Origin of the sequence: Fibrobacter sp. UWR3 (assembly GCF_900143055.1) — a bacterium.
Lineage (GTDB): Bacteria > Fibrobacterota > Fibrobacteria > Fibrobacterales > Fibrobacteraceae > Fibrobacter.
Genome location: NZ_FRCW01000005.1, coordinates 128,931 through 151,801, shown reverse-complemented (window position 1 = coordinate 151,801; position 22,871 = coordinate 128,931). Strand labels below are relative to the sequence as shown.

The window sequence follows — 22,871 nt, the reverse complement described above, 5'->3', positions numbered from 1 at the left end:
TTTCGTCTAAAAAGCTATCTTTGACCGCGAAAAATTTCAACAATCAAACCCAAGAGGTTAACAATGGCTAAAATTCCTGCAGTTCTTATCTTCGGCGCACCGGGTTCCGGCAAGGGTACCGTCGGCGCGAAGCTCGCTGCTACCACTTCCCTCAAGCACATTTCCACGGGCGACATCTTCCGTGGCATTGCTCCTTCCAGCGAATCCGGCAAGCTCCTCGCTTCTTACTCCAGCAAGGGCCTCTTGGTTCCGGACGAAGCCACTGTCGAAATTTTCGGCCGCTTCATCGAAGGCCTCATCAATACGAACAAGGTAAACCCGGATAAGGATACCCTCCTCCTCGACGGTATTCCCCGCACGGTTGCCCAGGTCAAGCTCATCGAATCCGTCGTCGACGTGAAGCACATTTTTGTGCTCGACATCAAGGACGAGAAGACCATCGTGGCCCGCCTCCTGAACCGCGCCAAGATCGAAGGCCGCAAGGACGACGCCGACGAAGCCGTTATCAAGAACCGCCTCAAGGTGTACAAGGAATCCACCGCCAAGGTGCTCGGCAAGTACAGCAAGTCCATCATCAGCCGCATCAACGGCGACAACACCCCGGACGAAGTGTTCTGCGACACCCTCGCTGCCTACGTGAAGTTCTGCAAGGCTTCTGCCAAGAAGCCCGCTGCCAAGAAGTGCGGCTGCAAGAAGGCTTGCAAGAAAGCCAAGTAAGGCGAGCGTTGCAACGACGAGCATGCTTGGCGTTGCGAGTCCAGCCCGAAAGAATTGAAAAAAATGCCACGGCTATTGAGCCGGGGCATTTTTTTTTGTAAGCCTTTATGACATGGGTTGGGTCATATAGAAAAATAATTTTTAAAATTTAAATAAAAATTGTGTTTTTTATTTAAAAATTATAGATTTTGGGTCATTTGATATTGACATCATGTTTTTTTGAATATATATTTCAGGACATGAAACCGATTGTTGAGTATCAGGATTATCATCTCCTTATTAAGGATTTTTACAAAGAGCGCAAGCGCTGTTCTGCCTTTTCCTGGCGTGAATTCGCTCGAACCGCCGGTTTCTCGTCTTCCACTTATTTGAGATTGGTAAGTGAATCTAAGAGCAATTTGAGTCGTGTGACAATTGAGCGCGTAGCATCCGCGATGGGGCTTGCCGGTTATGAAGTTACGTATTTTCGCGCTCTTGTCAATTTCAATAATGCGAAGACCGATGCATCCAAATTGTATTTTCTGAAAGAGATGCAGTCGATTGCCACGGAGCACAAGGTGCGTATAGTAGACAAGGATGCCATCGAATTCTATGACGGGTGGAAAAATTCGGTGATTCGCGAACTTGCTCCATTGATGCCCGGTGCGACTCCGGGAAAAATAGCCTCGGCTTGCTGCAACAAGATCTCTGCGGCAGATGTGTTGCAATCTCTTTCGTTCCTAATGCGGTGTGACTTTCTAAAGAGAACGGATGTTGGAAATTATGTCCAAACGAAAACGTCAGTTTCTGCATCCAGGGAAGGTCTCGCGCTTGCAGTGCGTTCTATGCAGCGGGAGATGCTTGGGCTTGCCGCAGAATCTATTGACCGCTTTTCTCCGGAAGAACGAAGTATATCGGGCGTTACGCTGGGCGTAAACAGGGAATGTTATGAACGCATTGCTCAGGAAATTGATTTATGTCGCCGGAAGGTTATTGCGATTGCTGCGGAGTGTGAAGAAATTGACCAAATCTACCGGTTGAATTTACAGTTTTTTCCGTTGACGTGGAACTTGAAAAGATTAAAGGAGACCAAAGATGAATAAACTTCTAGCTTGTATAGCGTTTGTATGGACAATGTCCTTCTTTGCTTCGTGCTCTTCGGAGTCGGATAATGGCAGGATTTCGGGTTCCAGTGAAGAACCGAACATGTTCACCGCCGATGGTGATACGTCGGTCGGAGAGCCAACCCCGAGTGTCTTTTGTCGAAGATATGCTGCACAAGGCGCATTGCCTTCAGAGTACGAAGGTTGCTACTGGACTGGTGAAATGTGGAATCCTACTTCGGGATACCGCGTAAGGACCGGGTATGATAACGGGACAAATACGTCGGGTATATGGTACTGGTCAGTTGAACCGCATGACGACCGTGATGTTTATTTTAATTGGGGTGTTCCCGTCAATGAAGAATATGATTCACTTTCTCTTGCACCAGTCGTTGACCGGTGCAAGGGGAGCATGTGCGGTAATGTTATTTTTGAAGAATTCGAAGTTGACGCCGATTCGCTCGGCTTGCGTCCTTTTTACGTAGAATCGAGCCATGGCTACTTGGAATTTTCTTTTGCGGGAAAAAACGCTAATGGCGAATTCGAAAGTGTTGATGCGACTGACATGCAAGGCATTTGTATTGAGTACCTTGGCAGCCCGATGAGAATGGAACTTGATGCCGGGCAGCCTGAAGGGGAGCCCTTGTATGGGGTTCTTTTGACCAATGTTGATAATCAAGGCGCAGGCAATGGAAAAGGAGTATGTTACCCGTGGAATAAATTTTGGGCACGTTCGTCGTTCGACGAAAATTTAGTCCCTTCTATGTCGCTAGAGGATGTGCTAGCGCACCTGAAAGGTTTACGATTCTCGTTTGAGTCGAATTCGCGGAATTGGGACTCAAAGAACTTTAATATCGTTGCGTTGGGAAAAATATCCGGAAATGTCGCCGCGGCGCTGAATACGGTTGACGAAGACTGCAGGGCAGAATCGGTAAAGGAATACTATTGCGAATGTTCCTATACAGAAGAAAGAATCTCGCGTGAAGGACGTGTAAGTGCCGATCGCCTATTGTTCGAAAAGGCCAATTCTACGGAAGTGTATTCATCTGCGTCAAGAAAATGTTTTTCCAATGCGGCTGGCGCTCTTATGATGTTTATGAATCCCATTTCTTCATTGGAAGCGCCTTGTGATAATCCTGTTCCAAAGACGATTCTTTGCAGTGATGGCTCGGAAAAACTCTCTCGGGAATATGCCGAAACGCTTGAAACATTCGAGGCTAAGGTTGATTCTGTAAGCAATTACATAAGGGATTCCGTTTTTGCTCTTTGCGAAAATCTTCCAGATGTCCTTACAAATGGAGACACACTTCCGGATACCTGTGAAATAATGGAACGTATTGTGGATTTCGGAAGTATAACTCTTTTTTCCCTTCAGGACTCGAATTTTACAAACGGATCTGCTAAAGGTCGCAACGACTACAAGGACGTTATTGACTCGCTGTATGGTCTGGATACCTTGGACGAGATAACGAAAGGCTGCCTTAGGAATCAGTTGCCATATCAATCACGTCTTCAGAGTCGACGCTTTGCCATGCCGCCTACTCCCGTCATTATGACAAAATCCTATAGGTGCCAAAGTGGAACGCTGTATTATACGGAAGAATTTAAACAACTTTTGAAGGATAACGGGTTTGACGAGTATCCTGATTCCGCGGCCCTATATCAAAAAGGATATGAGTCTGGTGTACACATGGAAAAGAGTCAGTTAGAAATGTGTATAGACTATAAAAAAGGAGTGGACTTGGAGTGGGATGGTTCCATGACAAGGGTTATTACTCCTTTCGACAACGGAAGAGGTTCTGCGGGTCTCTGGTTCTTGCACACAGATTCTATTTATGGAGGACATTCCCGTTTTGCTTTGAACCGTGATGGTGACGAGTATAAGGTCGTGGACTGGGGCGCGCCAGATGCACTTGATAATTACCTCACTATGGAACGTCGTTTGTACGGGACAGCCTATTTTTCGGATGATACTCTCGAAAACGGATGGAAACCTTTTGTAGAACTCGGTTTTTGGCTGGCCGACGAGAACGAAAACGGTGAACATAAGGCCGTAGACCTTTCAGAGAGAGAGGGAATTTGTTTTGAACACGCAAGTTCAGATGCAATTTATATTGTCCTTGACATGGGTGATTCTCTTAAATCTGCACTTGATGATGATTTCTTCCAAGTTCATGCGATTCCGTCTTCTACGCTTATGAGTGATTGTTATTCATGGAATAAGTTTAAACAAGGTGGTTGGGGGGCCAAGATGGATCTTTCCGAAGCCTTAAAGCATGTCGTTGCAATAAAAATCTTATTTTACAAAGCGCACAAAGATGAAATATCTTATGATTTGCAGAGGGTATATTTCAAAAAGGAATAGCATTATTTTCTATCTTTGTGCGCATGAAAGTTTTTTTATACGATACAACCCTCCGCGACGGTAACCAAGACCGCAAGATAAGCCTTTCTCTCGCCGACAAGCTGCAGATTGCGCGAATTCTTGACCATTTCGGTTTTGACTACATTGAAGGGGGCTGGCCCAATCCGAGCAACCCGACCGACGAGGAATTCTTCCAGAAGATCAAGGAAGTCAAGCTGAAGCACGCGAAGATTGCCGCATTCGGTTCTACGCGCCGCCCGAAGGTGCTGCCCGAGAAGGACCCGCTGCTGCAGGCGCTCGTGAAGTCGGACGCCCCGGTCAAGACGATTTTTGGAAAGAGCTGGGATTTGCATGTCACGGACGTTATCCGCACGACGCTCGAGGAGAACCTCGACATGATCGAGTCTACCATCGACTACCTCAAGGACCATTCCGAGGAGGTGATTTACGATGCGGAACATTTCTTTGACGGCTACAAGGCGAACCCGCAGTATGCTCTCGAGACGTTGAAGGCTGCTGAGCGCGGCCGCGCGGACTGTATTGTACTTTGTGATACCAACGGTGGCACCATGCCGTGGGAAATCGAAGAGATTATCAAGGAAGTCAAGAAGAGCATATCGACTCCGATAGGAATCCATGTCCATGACGATTCTGGCCTGGGCGTGTGCAACAGCCTGTTTGCCGTGAAGAGCGGCGCTACGATGGTGCAGGGCGTGGTGAACGGTTACGGCGAGCGTTGCGGAAACGCGAACCTCACGACCATCGCTGCAGACCTCCATTTCAAGATGGGCGCGAAGTTCTTTGCCGCGAAAAAGATTGCAAGGCTGCGCCAGTTGAGCAGCAACGTGGACCAGATTGTGAACCTGCCGAGCGACGTGCACGCCCCGTACGTGGGCGATGCGGCGTTTGCGCACAAGGGCGGTGCCCACATTGACGGCGTGATGAAGGTGAGCCGCAGTTTCGAGCATATCGACCCGCATGCCGTGGGCAACGACCGCGTGTTCGTCACGAGCGACCAGGCGGGTGGTTCCCTCGTGGTGGAAAAGCTCAGGGCCATCAAGCCGGGCATCGACAAGAAGGACCCGGTGGTGGGCAAGCTGCTCACGCTCATCAAGGAACGCGAGAACGCGGGCTGGCATTTCGACAGCGCCGAGGCGAGCTTCAAGCTGCTCGTGTACCGCCACTTGGGCATGGTGCAGGAGCCGTTCAAGGTTCTGGGTTACCGCGTCATCGAAGACAAGACCACTCAGGGCGTTTCCGTTTCGCAGGCGACTGTCAAGCTCCAGATTGGCGACAAGATAAGCCATCAGGTGAGCGAGGGCGATGGCCCGGTGAACGCTCTCGACGCGGCTCTCCGCAAGGCCTTGCTCCCGTTCTTCCCGAACATGGCGAAGGTCAAACTCGACGACTACAAGGTGCGCGTGCTCGGGAGCAAGGTGGCATCTGACGCTACCGTGCGCGTGTGGACGACGTTTGGCGACGAGAAGGGCTACTGGAACGTGGTCGGCGTCTCGAGCAATATCATCGAGGCCTCCTGGATGGCGTTCGTGGACGGGCTCACGTACAAGATTCTCGTGGACAACAAGGTCATCGAGAGCGCGTACAAGCATATCGACGTGAAGTCGGTTGCGGTTGCGGGGCAGGCAAGCGCCGCGAAGGAAGAGGAACCCGCTCCGGCGAAGGCCAAGAAGTTGAGTGCCCGCAAGGTGAGGAACCTCGCCGATATCACGAGACGTAAAAGATGATTGAAGCGTCATCCTGAGCGACCCTGGAGCGTAGCGATAGGGGCGTCGAAGGATCTAGATTCTTCGACTACGAACCTTCGGTTCTTCGCTCAGAATGACACAGCAGGAAAGAAAGACTATGAAAATTGTAAAGGTTACACCAAAGTCTCAAGAAATTGAACGCATCTGCGGGCGCGAAGTCGCCCCGAGCAAGGAAATTCACGACAAGGTAATGCAGATCCTTGCCGACATCAAGAAGGGTGGCATCGCGAAGGCGACGGAATACGCCCAGAAGTTCGACGGCCTGAAGGGCAAGAACATCCGCGTGCCGGTTTCGGCCATCGCGAAGTCTGCCGCCAAGTGCCCGAAGGAACTGCAGAAGGCGCTGAAGCAGGCCATCAAGAACGTGCGCGACTTCCACAAGAACCAGATGGAAGAATCCTGGCTCATGCAGGGTGCCGACGGCGTCGTGCTCGGCCAGCGTATCCGCCCGATGAAGCGCGTGGGCCTCTATGTGCCGGGTGGTGCGGGCATCTACCCGAGCACCGTCATCATGAACGCGGTCCCGGCTCTCGTTGCCGGCGTGGAAGACATCGTGGTCGTCACTCCTATCAAGGGCGAAATCAACCGCGCAGTCGCATTCGTGCTGCAGGAACTCGGCATTACCGAAGTTTACCACATCGGCGGTGCTCAGGCGATTGGCCTGCTTGCCTATGGCGCGAAGGATGCGAAGGGCAAGACTGTCGTGGAACGTGTCGACAAGATTGTGGGCCCGGGCAACGTGTTTGCGGCAATCGCCAAGAAGGAAGTTTTTGGCGTCGTGGATATCGACATGGTGGCTGGCCCCAGCGAAGTGCTCGTGATGGCCGACAACACCTGCGATCCGGACTTCGTGGCTGCGGACTTGCTTAGCCAGGCGGAACACGGTTCCGGCTTCGAGGCGGCCATCTGCATTACTGACAACATGGAAACCGCCCAGATGATTAGCGCCTGCGTGGATATCCAGGTGGAAAATTCCCCGAAGCGCGAACTCCTCGAGAAGGTGCTCGGCAACTTCGGGCGCATCCTCGTGGTGAAGGACTGGTTCGACGGCGTGGAAATCGCAAACCGCATCGCTCCGGAACACTTGGAAGTCATGACCGCTGAAGCGGAATCCATGGCGGCGCAAATTGAAAATGCGGGTGCCGTGTTTATCGGCCCGTGGTCCAGCGAGCCGGTGGGCGACTACTTCGCGGGCCCGAACCACGTGCTGCCGACAAACGGCACGGGCCGCTTCTTCAGCCCGCTCGGCGTGTACGACTTCCTGAAGCGCATGAGCATCATCCGCTACAGCGAGAAGGCCATCAAGAAGAACGCGAAGGCCATTGCCGCCGTCGCTACCGAAGAAGGCTTTATCCACCACGCCGCCGCGGTGCTCAAGCGCCTCTAAGGTCCTGTTTTGCAAACAAATTAAAAGGCTCCCTCGGGAGCCTTTTTTATATGCGATAAACGCGAACTTAGCGCGAACGGTTATCGCTGTGAGCAACAAAGCCCTCGGGTGTTAACCGAGGGCGGTTGCGAGAGTGAGCGCATACCGGAGTAATTTAAAATCCGAGTGTAGCGCGAACGGTTATCGTAACGGGTACTCTTTATAATCCTGCACGCCGAATTCCTGCTTCAGGTAATCCCAGCGCACCAGGCGGTTCTTCCAGAAGTACTTGCGGTACAGGCGGCGCGCCACGCGGCTTGTTAGTTCGTACGGAATCGTGTGGTGGTCGTCGGCGACACTTTCCATCGAAATGCGGAAGTCGAGCTCGCCGTTTACCACGTCGACAGTTTCGCCGACCTGCACGTCGGGAATGTGGCTCACGTCGACCATCGTCGCGTCCATGCAGACGCGCCCGAGAATCGGGCACAGCTGCCCGCGGATAAAGACAAATCCCTTGTTGTATTCGCCGCGCAGGTAGCCGTCGCCGTAACCGATGGCGATGGTCGCGATGCGGGTGGGCTGCTGTGCCATCCAGTAGCCGCCGTAGCTCACCGTCTCGCCGGGCTTCACGTCGTGAATGTGGCGGATGGTGCTCTTGATTTTCATGACGGGCTTGATGGGCCACGGGGAGGGTGCTGCCCCCATGCAGTTGTAGCCGTAGAGCGCAAGGCCCGGGCGTACCATGTCGAAGTGGCTTTCGGGGCGCGTGAGCGTGCCTGCGGAACTGCTGCAGTGGCAGATTTCGGGGCGGAGTCCTTCGGCTTCCAGCACGTCCACGAGTCGCGTGAATCGCTGTATCTGGATATCCGTCTTCGGGTTCCCCGGCATGTCGGCCGTGGCGAGGTGCGTGAACATCCCCTCGAATTTCAGACTCTTGAGGCTCAGTGCCGCGCGGATGTTGTTGAAGTCCTCGGCATCGAAACCGTAGCGGTTCATGCCCGTATCGATGGCGAGGTGCGCCTTGCAGGTCGTACCCGTTTCGCTCAGGAACTGGTCGAACGCCATTGCGGTACGGATGTCCGTGATGGCAGCAGTAAGCTGGAACTCCACGAAGTAGGCGAAGTCTGCTGGAGTGCAGGGGCCGAGCACCAGGATAGGCAAGTCCATACCGTACTGGCGGAGCAGCATGCCCTCGCTGATGTGGGCGACGCCCAGGTAGTCCGCGCCGCCGAACTTTGCGGCAAACGAGCAGGCGAGGCTCCCGTGCCCGTAGGAGTCGGCCTTCACGGGCAACAGAATCTTCGTGTTTGCCGGAATCTGGCTGCGGATGAATTGAATGTTGTTGCAGAGTGCGTCAAGATTGATTTCAATCCAGTTCGGGCGCGCGATACGGTTCAAGTCGGGTGGGGTCGGTAAAAGCTTCATAGTGCGTAAAATATAACAAACGGCCATGCCTGCGGCCCGCGACAGGCCTGGTTGTGCGCTCTAGAGCCGTTTAAAACACTAGAACGTAAACAAAATATGCCTACAAGGTGGAATAAATCTGTTTGCAATAACTTTTTGTAAAGTTGCAGGACTTCACCGTATCAGCAAAAACGCGCACAGCCCTTGTACTTATTGGTACTGCCACTTTTTGTCGGAATTTACAATTCAAATGTTGAAAATTTGTTTACCCGTTCGGGTGAATCCGTTCCGATTTTTCTTTATAGTTTAAAATCAGAGAGAACAATTTGTCTTGAATCTGAGTGAAGGAACGGAGTTGAGACTGGTGTTGTGGATAAAGTAATTCCTTCGATGATTGTCGTCTAAATCCCCCGTACATCGTTACGTTGTGTGCAAGGCTTGACCGTTAAGCCCTGTTCACGAAAATTGCTTTTTTGCAAAATTGAAGCCTTGACCGCAAGGCGATAGGCCCCCTTTTACCTTGAAAAATTACCCCCAGAAAATCACCCCCAAAACAAAACGTAAACCATCAATTCCCTCGCAAGAGGGGGAGGATAAAATCATGAAACCGAAAAAACAGACCACGGAAGAATTCGTGGCTTCGCTCATGCCTGATTCCGACAAGCGGCTCGGACGCATCTCCGGCGTCTCGCTTCTTGTCGCGCTCGCTCTGAGTTTCTGGGCCACGACATACGAGGTTATTATCGACGATATGATGTTCGAGAAAACCTCCAGTTTGGAAATCGAAACGAAAATCGACATCGCCGATAAGAAAGAAGAAAAAAAGCAGGAAAAGAAACAGGATAAGAAACCGAAAGACATCGCAAAAAAGAACAACAGGCCCGGCGGTGGCAAGCCCAAGAATCAGGGGAAACCGAACGCGCCCAAGACAAGGGGCGTCCTCAAGGAACTCGCGTCAATGACCAAGAACGCGTCAGCTTCGGCATACAACCTCATGAACGACCAGAAGTTCGCGAGAGACATAGATAAAATCCTCAAGAACACGAACGGCTTGCAGACTACGGGAAAAACGCATATTGGCGTGAGGGCCGGAAAGGTCGATGGAGCCTTTAACGAGGCTGTCGCTTCTGGGGGTGGCGGCGGAATCGATGGGGCGCTCGGAAACCTGTTCGGCGGTTCGGGTGGTGGAATCAATACGAAGTCCATGAAGGGAAATATGAAGACCCCTTCCGTGCGCGATATCGACCTGGGTGCAGGGAACTCCTCGCGATCTGCCTCCGATATCATGAAGGTCGTTCGCACACGTACACCCGGACTACGCCATATCTACAATAAGTACCTGAAGAAAAAACCGGGCTTGGAAGGCAAGGTGACGCTCAAGTTCACGATTGCCCCGGGCGGCGAGGTGATCAGCATCGCGGTTGTCTCGTCCACTACGGGTATCGGCGAATTCGATGGCGAAATCAAGAATGCTGTCGGTCGCTGGACATTCAGCAAGGTCAAATCTGGAAACACCACGGTGACCATTCCGTTCACGTTCACCGAATAAGACTCTAAAATCCTGTAAATGATACCATTCCGGTGGCTGGCGGCTGCCGGAATTCCTTTTTTTCCTTGTGGAATAGGCCTCTGCATTTGTGGATGTCGAAAAATTATATAGATTATCTGAAACAAAACTATCTGGTAGAGGTTAGGTTATGCTAAAAGCGAAACATGGATTTTCTTTTGTTGCTGCGGCAGTTTCCGTTCTGCTGCTTGTCGCCTGCGGCGATGACGACAGCGATTTTGCGACTCGCCCGTCGGATGGTTCGTCATCTAGCGTCACACCGCAGTCGAGCGATAGCGAGACAAGTGTGTCTAGCAGCAGTGAAGCAAAATCGTCGTCATCCAGCGTCACACCGCAGTCGAGCGATAGCGAGACAAGTGTGTCCACCGGAACTATGACCGACTCCCGCGACGGCCAGACGTACAAGACTGTCACCATCGGCACGCAAACATGGATGGCCCAGAACCTCAACTACGAAACTGCGAACAGCTACTGCTACAAAGACAGTGCAAGCTACTGCACCAAGTACGGCCGCCTTTACACATGGGAGGCTGCGACGACGGCTTGCCCTGATGGCTGGCACCTGCCAACAAAAGCGGAATTCGAAACTTTGTTCACTGCAGTCGGCGGCCAATCAACCGCAGGCAAGGTGCTCAAGTCCACATCCGGATGGAGTGGCAATGGCTCGGATGCCTTCGCCTTCTCCGCGCTCCCTGCCGGCTTCAGGTACGGCGACGGGCTTTACTACCACGAGGGCTACTATGCGTACTTCTGGAGTTCTACAGAGTACTATAGCGATTCCGCGTATAATATGTACTTGTACCACAACTACGAGAGTGCGAACGTGATCAACGACAAGTACTACGGGTTTTCTGTCCGTTGCCTCAAGGACGAAGGCGAGACTGTACAATCCTCTTCTAGCGTCACACCGCAGTCGAGCGATAGCGAGACAAGTGTGTCCAGCAGCAGTGTAAAATCAAGTAGTTCTGTCGCGTTTAGCAGTTCGACAAAGTCGAGCAGTTCAGAAAAAGCAGAATCATCTTCTAGCAAGGTCACAGAGCCTGCCGAAGTGACATCTGGAACTATGACCGACTCCCGCGACGGTCAGACTTACAAGACGGTTACCATCGGCACTCAGACTTGGATGGCCCAGAACCTCAACTACACCTATACTGATGTTCCTTATAAAAATGGAGACTATACCTCTGATTCCACCAGTTGGTGCTACAATGACGACGCAAGCAACTGCTCCAAGTACGGCCGCCTTTATACATGGGCAGCCGCGATGGACAGCGTGGGCACATGGAGCACGAACGGCAAGGGTTGCGGCTATAATAAGACATGCTCTCCGACTTATCCTGTTCGCGGTGTTTGCCCAAAGGGCTGGCACTTGCCAACAGAAGAGGAATTCGAAACATTGTTCACAGCAGTCGGTGGTCAATCAACCGTAGGCAAGGTGCTCAAGTCCACATCCGGATGGAATAGTAGTGGCAATGGCACGGATGCCTTCGCCTTCTCCGCGCTCCCTGCCGGCTTCAGGGGCAGCAACGGGATTTACCTCTACGAGGGCTACGGCGCGTACTTCTGGAGTTCTACAGAGGACGGTAGCTATTACGCGTATAATATGGCCTTGCGCTACGGCAACGACGATGCGTACCTGGACGGCACCAACGCGCTCAAAGGGTTTTCTGTTCGTTGCCTCAAGGACTAGGGTCGGCGATAACATCGGTCGCCAAGTTTACTTGAGCGACCATTTCCGAGGCGAAAGACGAATACTGGGACGAATGGGCTCTCTACAGCAGGCACGCCATCAGGAACGGGATGGCGGTACCGCTTTCAAAGAAAAATAAGTATATTTTCCTTGCAAACTTTTGGAAGCACAGGAGCACGACATGACGACGAAAGAAGATTACGAATGCTGGGCTGCCGGAAAGGAACTTGCAGCAGAAGCTCGTGGTGAATCTAAAGGCGAAGCTAATGCTATCAGTGTATTCGAAAAACTGGGCGCATCTCCAGAAATGATTGCCCAGGCGAAGGCCATGCTCGCTGCAGAGGACTCTAATACGTTTAAATAGATTGAGGCTCGGCCTTTACGCAAGAAAATATTGACATTGCGTTTGTTTCTCCTTTTTGCTATATTCTCATGCGGAATAAAATGGAGAATTTAAAATGACTGATCCGCGCATTACAAAACTTGCCGAAAACTTGATTAACAACGCGCTTGCCCTCAAGGCGGGCGAGAATATCCTTATTGAAACCACCGACACGCCCGACGAAGTCTCTACCGAGCTCATTAAGGCTGTCGAGAAGGTGGGGGGCAACGCCTTCGTGCGCAACTCCAAGAGCCGCGTGCGCCGTCAGATGCTCCTTTCTGCAAGCGAAGCCCAGATGAAGGTCGAGGCGGAACTTGCCCTTGCCGAAATGAAGAAGATGCAGGCCTATATCGCCATCCGCGGGGCCGACAACTTTATGGAAAATTGCGACGTGAGCGACGAGAAGATGCTCATGTACCGCAAGATGACTAAGGAAACGCTCGACTACCGCGTGAACAAGACGCGCTGGTGCGTACTCCGCTGGCCGAACGCCTCCATGGCGCAGGGCGCGAAGATGAGTACCGAGGCGTTCGAGGACTTCTACTTCCAGGCATGCCTCGCGGACTACCCGCGCATGGGCCGCGCCGCGCAGAATCTCGTGAACCTCATGAACAAGACGGACAAGGTGCGCCTCGTGGCAAACGGCACCGATATCACGTTCAGCATCAAGGATATCCCCGCGATTCCGTGCTGCGGCAACATGAACATCCCGGACGGCGAAGTCTATACCGCACCGGTGCGTAACAGCATCAACGGCGTAATCCACTACAATACGCCCACGCTCTACGAGGGCAAGCAGTTCAGCAACATCCGCCTGGAATTCAAGGACGGGAAGATTGTGGACGCCACCTGCGAAACGGGCGACAACGCGCAACTCAACGCCATCCTCGATACCGACGAGGGCGCACGCTACGTGGGCGAGTTCGCCATCGGTTTCAACCCGTTCGTGAACGCGCCGATGTGCGACATCCTCTTCGACGAGAAGATTGCGGGCAGCATCCACTTTACGCCCGGCATGTGCTACGAGGAAGCCCCGAACGGCAACAATTCCGCCATCCACTGGGACCTGGTGCTCATCATGCGCCCGGAATATGGCGGCGGCGAAATCTGGTTCGATGACAAGCTCATCCGCAAGGACGGCCTGTTCGTGGTCGATGAACTTAAGTGCTTGAATCCCGACCAGCTGGAGAAATAGCGCTATGAAAAACCTGAGGACATTTTTTTCTGGCTTGCCGCTGGGAAAAATCATGCCTTTGTTTGTTGCGGGCCTGTTTCTTGCGGCTTGCGGGGATGATTCTTCCGGCCCGTATCTTACGATGGACGAAAGTTCGTCTAGCATTCAATCTTCTGGCAGTGTTGCGTCTAGTTCGTCCGTGCGCTTGCAGCCTTGCAGGACAGAGACGGAGGACAATTGTGAGTATGGAACCATCACTGACGAACGCGATGGGAAGACTTACAAGACGGTCAAGATCGGGAACTGGATATGGATGGCGGAAAACTTGAACTACGATGCGGGTGAGGGCAGCTACTGCTACGACGACAAGGAAGAAAACTGCGAAAAGTACGGACGTCTATATACGTTTGATGTCGCGAATACCGTTTGTCCCAAGGATTTCTATCTGGCGAGCAGCTATCAGTACAGGATTCTCTTCGATCAAGTGGGTGCGGACAGTTCTGCTGTTGCCCTTAAGTCAGATCATGGTTGGAAAGAAGACGGGAATGGTCTGGACCAGTTCGGTTTTTCGGCTCTTCCCGGAGGGTCCCGCTACTATGAAGGTTCCTACCTGAGTGAGGGGGAAGTAGCGAAGTTCATGACTTGCGACAAAGACATTATGGGCGAGGTTACTGTGGGACTTGCCTATAATCAGGTTAAAGGCAATATGCAGGGCGGTTACGCGGGCCGTGCGGCCTATGTCCGCTGTTATAGATTGCCTTAGCCTCTTGCTTTATTGCATGCAAAAAAGTCGCCCCGTAGGGCGACTTTTCTAATAGTCATTCTGGAGGTCCCCGCCTTCGCGGGGATGACATCTTTAATTACACACCCTTGGCCAAGATCTCGCCAATCTGCACGGCGTTGAGAGCAGCGCCCTTGCGGATCTGGTCACCGGTGAGCCACAGCGTGTTGCTGTTCTCGTCGGCGAGGTCCTTGCGGATACGGCCAACGAACACGTTGTCCTTGCCGGCGCTTTCGAGCGGCATCGGGTAGACGTAGTTCTGCGGGTCGTCCTTGAGGGTCACGCCCGGGGCATTCTTGAGGGCGTTGCGGATTTCTTCGACAGAAACCGGACGCTCGGTCTCGAACCACACGGATTCGGAGTGAGAACGCAGCGAGCTCACGCGCACGCAGGTAGCGCTCGTACGCACGTCGGAGTGCATGATCTTGCGCGTTTCGTTGAACATCTTCATTTCTTCCTTCGTGTAGTCGTTTTCCGTCATCTTGTCGATCTGCGGAATCACGTTGTACGCGAGCTGGAACGGGAACTTGTTGATGTGCGTGGTGGTGCCCGTCTCGATGATGTCCTTGTACTGCTGCTTGAGTTCTTCCATGGCGATGGCACCTGCGCCGCTCGCGCTCTGGTAAGAGGAAATGTGAATCTTCTTGATGTGAGAAATCTTCTCGATCGGGTTCAAGACCACAACCATCATGATGGTCGTGCAGTTCGGGTTCGCGATGATGCCCTTACCACCGAGTTCGGCCTTGTAGAGCTTGATGTCTTCGGGGTTCACTTCGGGCACGACCAGCGGGACCTTCGGGTCCATGCGGAAGAAGCTGGTGTTGTCCACCACCACGGCGCCGTTCTCGACGGCGATGGGGGCGAATTCCTGGGAAATCGCGGCACCGGCGGAGCTGAGCACCAGGTCAATACCCTTGAAGGAATCCTTGTTCAGGACTTCGCACTTGAGGGTTTCGCCCTTGAACTTGAATTCCTTGCCCGCGCTGCGCTCGGAGGCGAGGAGCTTGAGGCTCTGCAGCGGGAAGTTGCGTTCCTCGAGGATGGAGAGGATTTCTTGGCCCACGGCGCCGGTTGCGCCCATGATGGCAACGTTGCGAATCATAATTAACCTTTAGTTATCTTCTTGTTGAGGTTGGTTGTTTGATTTTAAGTTCTGTATGTCGATCCAGAAACGCTCCAGGGAAGCCCTGGCCTGCGCAATCTGGTTGCGGCATTGCCTGTACTGGTTCGCCTGCTCTTCTGCGTTTTCTTGCAGGGCGTAGGTGTACAGCGAATAGGCGGCAAGGCGAACGCTTTCGCTCGCCTGTATAATTTCGGAATGCGCCTCGCTTGATTCGTGCGGGTGGAAAAGCCCGAGAGTCTTCTTGTTGAGCGCGGTCGCGTTGTTGTTGATGGCGAGCGCCTGCTGGCTCTTCTTTTCGCGTTCGGATTCGCTCACGTTTGCAGGGAGCGTGCCGAAGTTCTCGATGCTCGCCATGATGGCGTTCATGCGGTCAATGACCTTCGTACATTCAGTGATGTACTTCTCGAGCCTGGAGAGCGAAGCCTCGGACATCTGCGTTTTTTGCGCCGGAGAGTTCGCTTGGGCGTTGGCTCCACCGTTCCTTGCGGCAGGTGCCTTCGGGGCCTCTTGCCACTTGCCGCCTTCACCGTTCTGGAACGATGCGATGTAGTCCTGGTACTTCGCGTTCTGCGCGGCGAGTTCTGCCGGCGTATATTCCGAAGTGACCAGGAGCGTCGGGCGTTCCCAGTAAGCGATGCCGACAAATGCGGCGAGCATGAATGCGGTAAAGAGCCCGTTCGCGAATTTCGCGGGCATATCTTCGCTGCGTACCGTGTAGAGCACGCCGAAGAGCATGAGGCTTGCGAATGCAAGGAGAAGCCCTCCATCGGCATTGTAGCTGATGAAGGAATTCTTCGAGAAATAGAACAGGCAGTCCATCACGACGATGAACAGCGAGAGGATTGCCCCTATAATCTTGTGCGTATTGCGTTCGGCAGCCGCTGACTGGAGTATGGTAATAAACGTCACTCCGAGCGGGAGCACGAACATCAATGCAATATTGGCTACGTCCTGGTTCATAGGACTGCGCTACTAGAACGGCAGGTCGTCGCCGTCGCCATCCATCGGGGCGTCGTACGCGGGAGCCGAGTTCTGGGCGGGGGAGTAGCTGTTCTGCTGGTTGTACGAACTTGCGGGTGCGGCACCGGGAGCGCCACCCTGGCCACGGGGTCCGAGAAGCTGGAAGGTGTCCATGTTCACTTCGGTCACGTAGCGCTTCTGGCCGTTCTGGTCGGTCCAGCTGCGGTTGGTGAGGGTGCCTTCCACGTAGAGGCTCATGCCCTTGTGGATGCCGAGCTGCTCGACGATGTCGGCGATCTTGCCCCAGCCCACGATGTTGTGCCAGTCCGTCTGTTCCTTCTGTTCACCGTTGTTGTCGCGGTAGCGGCGGCTGGTGGCGAGCGAGAACGAGACGCGCTTGCGTCCGCCGTTCTGGCCCATACGAATTTCAGGGTCCTTACCGATATTGCCAATGAGCATCACTTTGTTCAGATATGCCATAATACTATCCTGTTTGTTTTTGTTTCTGTCCCAAAAATAAAAAATTCATTTTGTCATTTTGTGCCATTTTTGAAAAAATTTTTCGTTTTGGAATAATGTTTGGCAAAATATTTATATTTTCGTTAATAACTAACAACTAACTCCTAATTCCTAACTCCGAATTCCGAATTAAAAAATGGTTTCTCTCGCACTTACACGTTTTGAAAAGGCTTTCCCCGCTAACCTCAAGGGCAAGCGCCTCGGCGCCGTCCTCCACCCGGCTTCGGTACTCCCGGACCTGCACTACACCCTCGACCTCCTGAAGGAATACGACGGCAAGCTGTTCAAGCTTTCGGCGCTCTTTGGCCCGCAGCACGGCATCAAGGGCCACACACAAGACAACATGATCGAATGGGAGGGCTACACCGACCCCGAACTGGGCTTTCCCGTCTATAGCCTGTACGGCGAACACCGCGAACCCACGCCCGAGATGCTCAGCCACGTGGACATGATGCTTGTAGACCTGCAGGACGTTGGCGCCCGCTACTACACGTTCATCTGGACGCTGTTCCTTTGTATGAAAGCCTGCGAGAAGGCGGGAATCCCCGTGATTGTTGTCGACCGCCCGAATCCCATCAACTGTATCGATGAAGAAGGCCCGGTGCTGGACCTCGACTACACGAGTTTCGTGGGCCTGCACAGCATCCGCACGCGCCACGCGAAGACCATTGGCGAATTGGCCGTCCAGTTTAAGGAAGAACGCTTCCTCAAGTGTGAACTCTACGTGCTGGGCATGGAAGGCTACGACAAAAAGATGTGGTACGACCAGACGGGGCTCCCGTGGATTTTACCGAGCCCGAACATGCCTACCCTCGATACCGCAATCGTTTACCCCGGCATGTGCCTGTTCGAGGCGACCAACGTGAGCGAAGGCCGCGGTACCACGCGCCCGTTCGAGATTTTCGGTGCGCCGTTTATCGATGCGGTCAAACTTTGCAAGTACATGAACGGATTGAAATTGCCCGGCGTGTATTTCCGCGAGAACTACTTCCAGCCCACGTTCCACAAGGGCGCAGGCCAGATTTGCGGGGGCGCGCAGATTCACGTGCTCGACCGCGACAAGTTCCGCAGTTTCGATATGGCGGTGAAGCTCTTGCAGTACATCTTCAACGAGTACCCGAACGATTTCGCCTGGAAGCTGCCGCCCTACGAATATGAATTCAAGAAGTTGCCCATCGACATTTTGCTCGGCAACGGCACTTTTAGACGAGACTATATAGAGACAAGCATTTAATTGATGTGTAATGTGGAGTGTGTAATGTGAAATTAAAATTACTCACTACACATCTCACATTTCACACCTCACACCGCGGCGTAGCCGCGAAAAGGAGACACAATGACAGAACAGAAAAACGGAAAATTTGAAATGCCCGCCCTCCCGTATGCGGCGGCGGACCTGGCCCCGGCCCTCAGCGCCGAAACCATCGAGTTCCACTACGGCAAGCACCTGCAGACCTACCTGAACAACCTGAACGCGGCGCTTCCGGGCAGCGCCTTCGAAGGCAAGTCCCTCGAAGACATCGTGAAAACCTCCGAAGGCGGCGTTTTCAACAACGCGGGCCAGTTCCTGAACCACTCCATGTATTTTATGCAGTTTGCCGCCCCGAAGGCCGGCAACGCCCCCTCGGGCAAGATCGCGGAAGCCATCGCCCGCGATTTCGGCTCCTTCGAAAAATTCCAGGAAGAATTCCAGGCGAAGGGCGCAGGCCTCTTTGGTTCCGGCTGGGTCTGGCTCTCTGCCGATGCAAGCGGCAAGCTCGTGATTACGCAGGAAGGCAACGCCCAGAACCCGCTCACCAAGGGGCTCAAGCCGCTCCTCACCTTCGACGTGTGGGAACATGCCTACTACATCGACTACCGCAATCGCCGTCCGGATTACCTCAAGGCGCTCTGGAGCATCGTCAACTGGGACGAAGTCAACAAGCGCCTCGGGTAAGAAATTCAAATTTTATGATAGAAGGTCGCCTATTTGGGCGACCTTTGTTTATATTAATGGAGAGTGATTTTTTGAGGAGCGAAAATTATGGACAACGAACTTTCACTTTTGATCGGGAAAGATGAAAAAATTCTCTATGCCGGCAAGCCCGACAAGAGGTGCTTCGTTTTTGAATGCATTTTCAATCCGATGCTCCCGTTCGCGCTCGTCTGGGGATTTTTCGACATGTTTTTTATCGGGACTGCCTTTTCTTCGGACCAGTCGGACCAAGTGGCCTACTTTATTGTCCCCTTCATGGCTCTCCACCTGATGCCCGTATGGATTTACCTGGGCGGGGCGCTGCTCTCGTTCAGGCGGTATCGCAATACGGCCTATATCGTCACGGACAAGGCCATCTATGCTTCCGGCGGAATCTTCGCAAGAACATACAAGTCAAAACCCTTCGCGGAACTTTCGCACGTAGATTTGCACCGCGGCATTTTTGACCAGTGGTTTGGCGTGGGCGATATCATCACGACCTCGGCCCAGGCGAACCCCGCGACGCTGAACGGGCGAAGAAGGTCGACTAACGCAGGCATTTCCATCGACAGCATCGCCAATTACGCTGAAGTGTACAAGCTCGTGAAGCAACTGCAGGAGGACATCTACACCGACGTGATGTACCCGAACGACTTGCGCCCCAAGGAAAATCACGGGTATAAATCAAGGTATCGCGGGTAATCAATCCAGCTTGTCGAAGAAAATCTCGCCGTTTTGCTGGACGATAGTGATGGTGTGCGAGCCTATGTTGCCCATGTCGTTGTAATGGACAAGGTATTTGCCATCGCCAAGAGGTTCGATTTTCTCGACTTCCTGGATGTCTGAGCCATCCTGAGCGTTGCTGCGGAACTTCCAGACGGCGTAGCCGCCACCATCGCTGAATTCGTTGTCGTAATCGTCGCGGAGTTTTTGGGCAAGTTCCTTTGTGCAATACTTCGCGATGACAGAATCGCTTGCGAACTCGTTTCCGAAAATATGCCTACTGTAAAACGTCTGGATTTTTTCAATGGCTTTGGAGTCTGTGTCGATGCTTGTGTTCTTTTTGGGATTTTCTGGTAAAAAGTCATGTGTCTGGAAAATATTGAGGATCTTGGCGTAACGTTCGTCATTATGCTTGCCGGGAGTAATGGAAAATCGATTCAGTCGTTTTTCATCTGAAACTTCGATGGATAAGTTTGAACAAAGGTAGGCAATATTATAAATTTCTAAATAAACACCTAGGGGCTTTGTTTCGATGGACTTTAAATCAAAAATGTCCAATTCGATAAATTCATTGTAAATGTTTTTTGCTTCTTGTTGTTCCGTGCTTTTTACTGTTTTATGAATGTTATTTCCATCATCTTCATAAATGGTCTTGGTGCATTTAGAAAAATCGGCTGTTTTGCATGTAAATTCTCGAACGAGTCCGCCCATATCATCGTTGGAAAACGCATATCGTAAAGAGAAAAAGTTGCCTGCTGAAATAGGCTCTAAATCGTATTTGCTTAAAATGTCTTTTAGGTTTTGTTTGTCATCTGCGTTGAATTCGTGAAAATCATCAATGCGAAAAACATCAGCGTCGTCTAATTTATGGATGATATCTTGATGAAAGTATATCAGCGCAATTACACATGTTGCCACAGCAATCCAAATAAACTTTTTCTTTGACATAATTCTAAGGCTTGATGGTTATCGGCGTTCCGTCTTTTACCGCATCGTAAATTTCTTCGATTTCGTCGTTTGTGACGGCGATGCATCCGGCAGTCCAGTCTTTCCACCTGTGCCAGAATTTAAAGAGGAAAGCGGGAACTTTATTCGGATAGCCGTGAATCATGATGTCGCCGCCGGTCTCGTAGTTGCCAACTTTTGCAGCCTCGATTTGCTCCGCGTTCGGGTACGAAATTCGGAGCGATAAATGGAACTTGCTTTTGGGGTTGTGAAGTACGATGGTGTAGTCGCCTTCGGGCGTCTTGTTGTCGCCGGACTTGACCTTCGCTCCCACAGGATTCTTGCCCAGCGAAATTCTGTACGTCTTGAAGATAATCTCGCCGCTTCGCAAGTGCATCTGACGTTTCGCCTTTTCTACGAGAATATTGTCGATGGGTGAGGTGAGCATGGGTTTCTGAATCCTATCCGCCCTAAAACTTGGAGTAATCCCGACTGACCTTTTTTTTTGTAGATGTCGTTATCGAATTAATGAAATGATATTGGCTAATGAGTTAATGTCGGAAATTTAGGATTTCTTCTGAAGTATATCTTTTGGTGGATTCCTGTGCTTGCAGTTCGGCCTCGTGCAACTTGGCGTAGATTTCATTTTCAATTTGAAAATGGGCGAACGCTTCCATGCTCATAAGAACCATGTCGCCATAGCCGTCTTTAGTCAAGAACACAGGCTGTCCAGATTCGTGGACGGTCTTGGAAATGTCTTCGAGACAATCTTGCAAGTCTGACACGGGTCTTATGGCATTCATATAAACCTCACCGGTATAAGCATAATATATAAAATTTTGCGAGAAAGGGTAGGGGGAAGTCTCCCCCTCGCTACGGCCCCGCCTTAAAACCCAACATTCTTGCCCAAAGAAATTCTGTAGGTCTTGACAACGTTCTCTCCGTTGCACAACTGCATCTGACGTTTCGCTTTTTCTACGAGAATGTTGTCGATGGGTGAGGTGAGCATGAGTTGAAATGTAGTGATAAAGGTCTTTCTTTATTGGATTTGATTTATTCTAATTTGTTCGGCAACGATTTGTTTTTAAAAGGCCAGTCGAAAAGTAGGTCTTGCAGGTTTTTTGACTTTTTCCATCGCCGAAATGATTTTATGCATAAAAGAGTAAATGCTCCAATTGTAAACCAACTTAATAAAACGCTTATAGAAAGTATTTTGGTATCAATGTCGGGTTTTGCGATGCTGATTATACAATGAAAGAATAGCGCTATTTGGAATATAATAATACTCCAAAAAAGAGAGTCTTCTTCAGGCTTGTCTATTCCACGAAAACGAAAGGGCTTTGTAATTATAAGTGGATTGTCTTTTATTGATTTTGATTTCAGAATCGCAAACGTAAGCCAAGAAAAGGGAACGATGCTGATCAGCAGAAAAATTACCACCCATTTATCGCCCATGTATATTAAATCGACAATAATCGTTTCAATGAAGACGATTATGCTAGCCACTGTAAACAAAAATCTTTTTTTTATATCGCTAGTCATCAAAAATGCCTTGTGAATTATGGGTAATTATAAAAAGAATATAAAAAAAACGCCCAGGCTTTTAAACCGGACGCTTTTTTCTTTAGACGAAAGAACGCTTCGCTTTAGACGATAGACGAAAGATCTTTGAGAAAAATCTATCGTCTTTCGTCTTTAGTCTTTAGTCTATTTAAGGAACTGCATATACGGCAGCTTGCTTGCGAGTTCCTGCACCTTGTCGGCGTTGGCCATGAGGGCGGAACGTGCGTGCCAGGAGCCGTCGAGGAACTGACCGCGGGGGCCGTCGGCAAGCGTGAGCTCGATGGTTTCGTCACCCATCTTGAGCGTGCGGCTTTCGGTGCTGGTGACGAGTTCTTCGCTCGGGTGTGCTTCGATCCAGGCGAGAATCTTGTCAGCCACTTCGTGGCTCACCTTGTAGCAGGGAACGCCGATAGCCACGCAGTTACCGAAGAAGATTTCGGAGTAGCTTTCGGCGATGATGGCGCGGATACCCCAGCGCTTCAGGGCCTGCGGAGCGTGTTCGCGGCTGGAGATAGAATTCATTTTCAATTATGGGAGAGGGGAAAGCCTTCCCCTGGTTCACACTTCGTAGCTCACCACCCCTTCTAGTGGGCGCTCAATCGCCGCGCCCGCAACGCCCGGGCTTCCCCCACCCACCCGCCCATTATTGTGTCAATTAAAATAGTTCTCGAAAAAAACGACAAATGTCATCTTTTGACATTCGAGTGATTGTATATTTGTCTTGCTCACATGAGCGAAGAAAAACAACCTAAGCCCCGCCTTTTTTGCATGTAGGTGGGAGGAGTGAAAA

Annotated in this window: 22 protein-coding genes; 13 read left to right on the top strand and 9 right to left on the bottom strand. The window is 51.6% G+C overall.

Translation table 11 applies throughout. The features are described 5' to 3' along the window. Positions 1 to 63: 63 nt before the first annotated feature. From BUA44_RS08250 to hisD, 5 genes are all read left to right on the top strand, one after another. Positions 64 to 717: an adenylate kinase family protein gene (locus BUA44_RS08250; protein WP_083535519.1), complete on the top strand. Its 654-nt coding sequence runs from the start codon at positions 64 to 66 to the stop codon at positions 715 to 717. A gap of 239 nt (positions 718 to 956) precedes the next feature. After that, on the top strand, positions 957 to 1,799 hold the full coding sequence (locus BUA44_RS08245; RefSeq protein ID WP_072811046.1) for a TIGR02147 family protein: 843 nt from the start codon (positions 957 to 959) through the stop codon (positions 1,797 to 1,799). Further along, the gene (locus BUA44_RS08240) at positions 1,792 to 4,164 is read left to right on the top strand and encodes a hypothetical protein (RefSeq protein ID WP_143151914.1); all 2,373 of its coding nucleotides are present in this window, start codon (positions 1,792 to 1,794) and stop codon (positions 4,162 to 4,164) included. The genes BUA44_RS08245 and BUA44_RS08240 overlap by 8 nt, the downstream gene beginning before the upstream one ends. 23 nt (positions 4,165 to 4,187) lie before the next feature. Further along, the gene (gene cimA / locus BUA44_RS08235; protein ID WP_083579543.1) at positions 4,188 to 5,909 is read left to right on the top strand and encodes a citramalate synthase; all 1,722 of its coding nucleotides are present in this window, start codon (positions 4,188 to 4,190) and stop codon (positions 5,907 to 5,909) included. 118 nt (positions 5,910 to 6,027) lie between these two features. Then, entirely contained in the window at positions 6,028 to 7,317 is a 1,290-nt protein-coding gene (gene hisD, locus BUA44_RS08230; RefSeq protein ID WP_072810704.1) for a histidinol dehydrogenase, read from the top strand. Positions 7,318 to 7,497: 180 nt separating this feature from the next. Here the strand turns inward: hisD and alr are convergent, their stop codons facing one another. Next, positions 7,498 to 8,721, bottom strand: coding sequence for an alanine racemase (alr, locus tag BUA44_RS08225; RefSeq protein WP_072810702.1), 1,224 nt, complete (start codon positions 8,719 to 8,721; stop codon positions 7,498 to 7,500). Between the two features lie 580 nt (positions 8,722 to 9,301). Here alr and BUA44_RS08220 point away from each other — a divergent pair. The 5 genes from BUA44_RS08220 (at position 9,302) to BUA44_RS08200 (ending at position 14,276) form a co-directional block, all read left to right on the top strand. Continuing rightward, positions 9,302 to 10,249 (top strand): AgmX/PglI C-terminal domain-containing protein, encoded by a 948-nt coding sequence (locus BUA44_RS08220; RefSeq protein ID WP_072810700.1) that lies wholly within the window; start codon positions 9,302 to 9,304, stop codon positions 10,247 to 10,249. Between the two features lie 148 nt (positions 10,250 to 10,397). Further along, positions 10,398 to 11,957, top strand: coding sequence for a fibrobacter succinogenes major paralogous domain-containing protein (locus BUA44_RS08215; protein ID WP_083579542.1), 1,560 nt, complete (start codon positions 10,398 to 10,400; stop codon positions 11,955 to 11,957). Positions 11,958 to 12,138: 181 nt separating this feature from the next. Further along, entirely contained in the window at positions 12,139 to 12,321 is a 183-nt protein-coding gene (locus tag BUA44_RS08210; protein WP_143151913.1) for a hypothetical protein, read from the top strand. A 94-nt stretch (positions 12,322 to 12,415) separates the two neighbouring features. Further along, positions 12,416 to 13,534 (top strand): aminopeptidase, encoded by a 1,119-nt coding sequence (locus BUA44_RS08205; RefSeq protein WP_072810695.1) that lies wholly within the window; start codon positions 12,416 to 12,418, stop codon positions 13,532 to 13,534. Between the two features lie 52 nt (positions 13,535 to 13,586). Then, positions 13,587 to 14,276, top strand: a complete 690-nt coding sequence (locus BUA44_RS08200; RefSeq protein WP_178348773.1) for an FISUMP domain-containing protein — start codon at positions 13,587 to 13,589, stop codon at positions 14,274 to 14,276. Positions 14,277 to 14,373: 97 nt separating this feature from the next. Here BUA44_RS08200 and BUA44_RS08195 read toward each other — a convergent pair whose 3' ends face one another. The 3 genes from BUA44_RS08195 to BUA44_RS08185 are packed head-to-tail and all read right to left on the bottom strand — an operon-like array spanning position 14,374 to position 16,857. Beyond that, positions 14,374 to 15,396 (bottom strand): aspartate-semialdehyde dehydrogenase, encoded by a 1,023-nt coding sequence (locus BUA44_RS08195; protein ID WP_072810690.1) that lies wholly within the window; start codon positions 15,394 to 15,396, stop codon positions 14,374 to 14,376. A gap of 9 nt (positions 15,397 to 15,405) precedes the next feature. Next, entirely contained in the window at positions 15,406 to 16,377 is a 972-nt protein-coding gene (locus BUA44_RS08190; RefSeq protein WP_072810688.1) for an NADH dehydrogenase subunit 6, read from the bottom strand. A gap of 12 nt (positions 16,378 to 16,389) precedes the next feature. Further along, on the bottom strand, positions 16,390 to 16,857 hold the full coding sequence (locus BUA44_RS08185) for a single-stranded DNA-binding protein (RefSeq protein WP_072810685.1): 468 nt from the start codon (positions 16,855 to 16,857) through the stop codon (positions 16,390 to 16,392). Between the two features lie 175 nt (positions 16,858 to 17,032). On the opposite strand from BUA44_RS08185, the gene BUA44_RS08180 reads away from it, so the two are divergent. The 3 genes from BUA44_RS08180 to BUA44_RS08170 all read left to right on the top strand — a co-directional run bounded on the left by BUA44_RS08180 (position 17,033) and on the right by BUA44_RS08170 (position 19,552). Beyond that, on the top strand, positions 17,033 to 18,130 hold the full coding sequence (locus BUA44_RS08180) for an exo-beta-N-acetylmuramidase NamZ family protein (RefSeq protein WP_072810683.1): 1,098 nt from the start codon (positions 17,033 to 17,035) through the stop codon (positions 18,128 to 18,130). 102 nt (positions 18,131 to 18,232) lie between these two features. Beyond that, positions 18,233 to 18,832, top strand: a complete 600-nt coding sequence (locus BUA44_RS08175; protein WP_072810681.1) for a superoxide dismutase — start codon at positions 18,233 to 18,235, stop codon at positions 18,830 to 18,832. Between the two features lie 87 nt (positions 18,833 to 18,919). Further along, a complete protein-coding gene (locus BUA44_RS08170) occupies positions 18,920 to 19,552 on the top strand; it encodes a PH domain-containing protein (protein WP_072810678.1) in 633 nt (210 codons plus the stop codon). Here the strand turns inward: BUA44_RS08170 and BUA44_RS15950 are convergent, their stop codons facing one another. The 5 genes from BUA44_RS15950 to BUA44_RS08145 all read right to left on the bottom strand — a co-directional run bounded on the left by BUA44_RS15950 (position 19,553) and on the right by BUA44_RS08145 (position 22,603). Next, positions 19,553 to 20,521 carry a hypothetical protein gene (locus tag BUA44_RS15950; RefSeq protein WP_255370495.1) on the bottom strand — a complete coding sequence of 323 codons (969 nt, stop codon included), beginning with the start codon at positions 20,519 to 20,521 and terminating at the stop codon, positions 19,553 to 19,555. Between the two features lie 4 nt (positions 20,522 to 20,525). Continuing rightward, on the bottom strand, positions 20,526 to 20,966 hold the full coding sequence (locus tag BUA44_RS08160; RefSeq protein ID WP_083579541.1) for a L,D-transpeptidase family protein: 441 nt from the start codon (positions 20,964 to 20,966) through the stop codon (positions 20,526 to 20,528). A 103-nt stretch (positions 20,967 to 21,069) separates the two neighbouring features. Next, positions 21,070 to 21,321 (bottom strand): prevent-host-death protein, encoded by a 252-nt coding sequence (locus BUA44_RS08155; RefSeq protein ID WP_072810673.1) that lies wholly within the window; start codon positions 21,319 to 21,321, stop codon positions 21,070 to 21,072. 83 nt (positions 21,322 to 21,404) lie between these two features. Next, the gene (locus BUA44_RS15335) at positions 21,405 to 21,527 is read right to left on the bottom strand and encodes a L,D-transpeptidase (protein ID WP_255370494.1); all 123 of its coding nucleotides are present in this window, start codon (positions 21,525 to 21,527) and stop codon (positions 21,405 to 21,407) included. 698 nt (positions 21,528 to 22,225) lie between these two features. Then, positions 22,226 to 22,603, bottom strand: coding sequence for a 3-isopropylmalate dehydratase small subunit (locus tag BUA44_RS08145; RefSeq protein ID WP_255370493.1), 378 nt, complete (start codon positions 22,601 to 22,603; stop codon positions 22,226 to 22,228). Between the last annotated feature and the right edge of the window lie 268 nt (positions 22,604 to 22,871).

Excerpts from the sequence above, each read along its gene's own strand:
- cimA (WP_083579543.1), top strand. The coding sequence starts at position 4,188 with ATGAAAGTTTTTTTATACGATACAACCCTCCGCGACGGTAACCAAGAC.
- BUA44_RS08215 (WP_083579542.1), top strand. The coding sequence starts at position 10,398 with ATGCTAAAAGCGAAACATGGATTTTCTTTTGTTGCTGCGGCAGTTTCC.
- BUA44_RS15335 (WP_255370494.1), bottom strand. The coding sequence starts at position 21,527 with ATGCTCACCTCACCCATCGACAACATTCTCGTAGAAAAAGCGAAACGT.
- BUA44_RS08220 (WP_072810700.1), top strand. The coding sequence starts at position 9,302 with ATGAAACCGAAAAAACAGACCACGGAAGAATTCGTGGCTTCGCTCATG.
- BUA44_RS08200 (WP_178348773.1), top strand. The coding sequence starts at position 13,587 with ATGCCTTTGTTTGTTGCGGGCCTGTTTCTTGCGGCTTGCGGGGATGAT.
- BUA44_RS08175 (WP_072810681.1), top strand. The coding sequence starts at position 18,233 with ATGACAGAACAGAAAAACGGAAAATTTGAAATGCCCGCCCTCCCGTAT.
- BUA44_RS08155 (WP_072810673.1), bottom strand. The coding sequence starts at position 21,321 with ATGAATGCCATAAGACCCGTGTCAGACTTGCAAGATTGTCTCGAAGAC.
- hisD (WP_072810704.1), top strand. The coding sequence starts at position 6,028 with ATGAAAATTGTAAAGGTTACACCAAAGTCTCAAGAAATTGAACGCATC.
- BUA44_RS08160 (WP_083579541.1), bottom strand. The coding sequence starts at position 20,966 with ATGCTCACCTCACCCATCGACAATATTCTCGTAGAAAAGGCGAAACGT.
- BUA44_RS08185 (WP_072810685.1), bottom strand. The coding sequence starts at position 16,857 with ATGGCATATCTGAACAAAGTGATGCTCATTGGCAATATCGGTAAGGAC.
- BUA44_RS08205 (WP_072810695.1), top strand. The coding sequence starts at position 12,416 with ATGACTGATCCGCGCATTACAAAACTTGCCGAAAACTTGATTAACAAC.
- BUA44_RS08240 (WP_143151914.1), top strand. The coding sequence starts at position 1,792 with ATGAATAAACTTCTAGCTTGTATAGCGTTTGTATGGACAATGTCCTTC.
- BUA44_RS08145 (WP_255370493.1), bottom strand. The coding sequence starts at position 22,603 with ATGAATTCTATCTCCAGCCGCGAACACGCTCCGCAGGCCCTGAAGCGC.
- BUA44_RS15950 (WP_255370495.1), bottom strand. The coding sequence starts at position 20,521 with ATGTCAAAGAAAAAGTTTATTTGGATTGCTGTGGCAACATGTGTAATT.
- BUA44_RS08170 (WP_072810678.1), top strand. The coding sequence starts at position 18,920 with ATGGACAACGAACTTTCACTTTTGATCGGGAAAGATGAAAAAATTCTC.
- BUA44_RS08250 (WP_083535519.1), top strand. The coding sequence starts at position 64 with ATGGCTAAAATTCCTGCAGTTCTTATCTTCGGCGCACCGGGTTCCGGC.
- alr (WP_072810702.1), bottom strand. The coding sequence starts at position 8,721 with ATGAAGCTTTTACCGACCCCACCCGACTTGAACCGTATCGCGCGCCCG.
- BUA44_RS08210 (WP_143151913.1), top strand. The coding sequence starts at position 12,139 with ATGACGACGAAAGAAGATTACGAATGCTGGGCTGCCGGAAAGGAACTT.
- BUA44_RS08190 (WP_072810688.1), bottom strand. The coding sequence starts at position 16,377 with ATGAACCAGGACGTAGCCAATATTGCATTGATGTTCGTGCTCCCGCTC.
- BUA44_RS08245 (WP_072811046.1), top strand. The coding sequence starts at position 957 with ATGAAACCGATTGTTGAGTATCAGGATTATCATCTCCTTATTAAGGAT.
- BUA44_RS08195 (WP_072810690.1), bottom strand. The coding sequence starts at position 15,396 with ATGATTCGCAACGTTGCCATCATGGGCGCAACCGGCGCCGTGGGCCAA.
- BUA44_RS08180 (WP_072810683.1), top strand. The coding sequence starts at position 17,033 with ATGGTTTCTCTCGCACTTACACGTTTTGAAAAGGCTTTCCCCGCTAAC.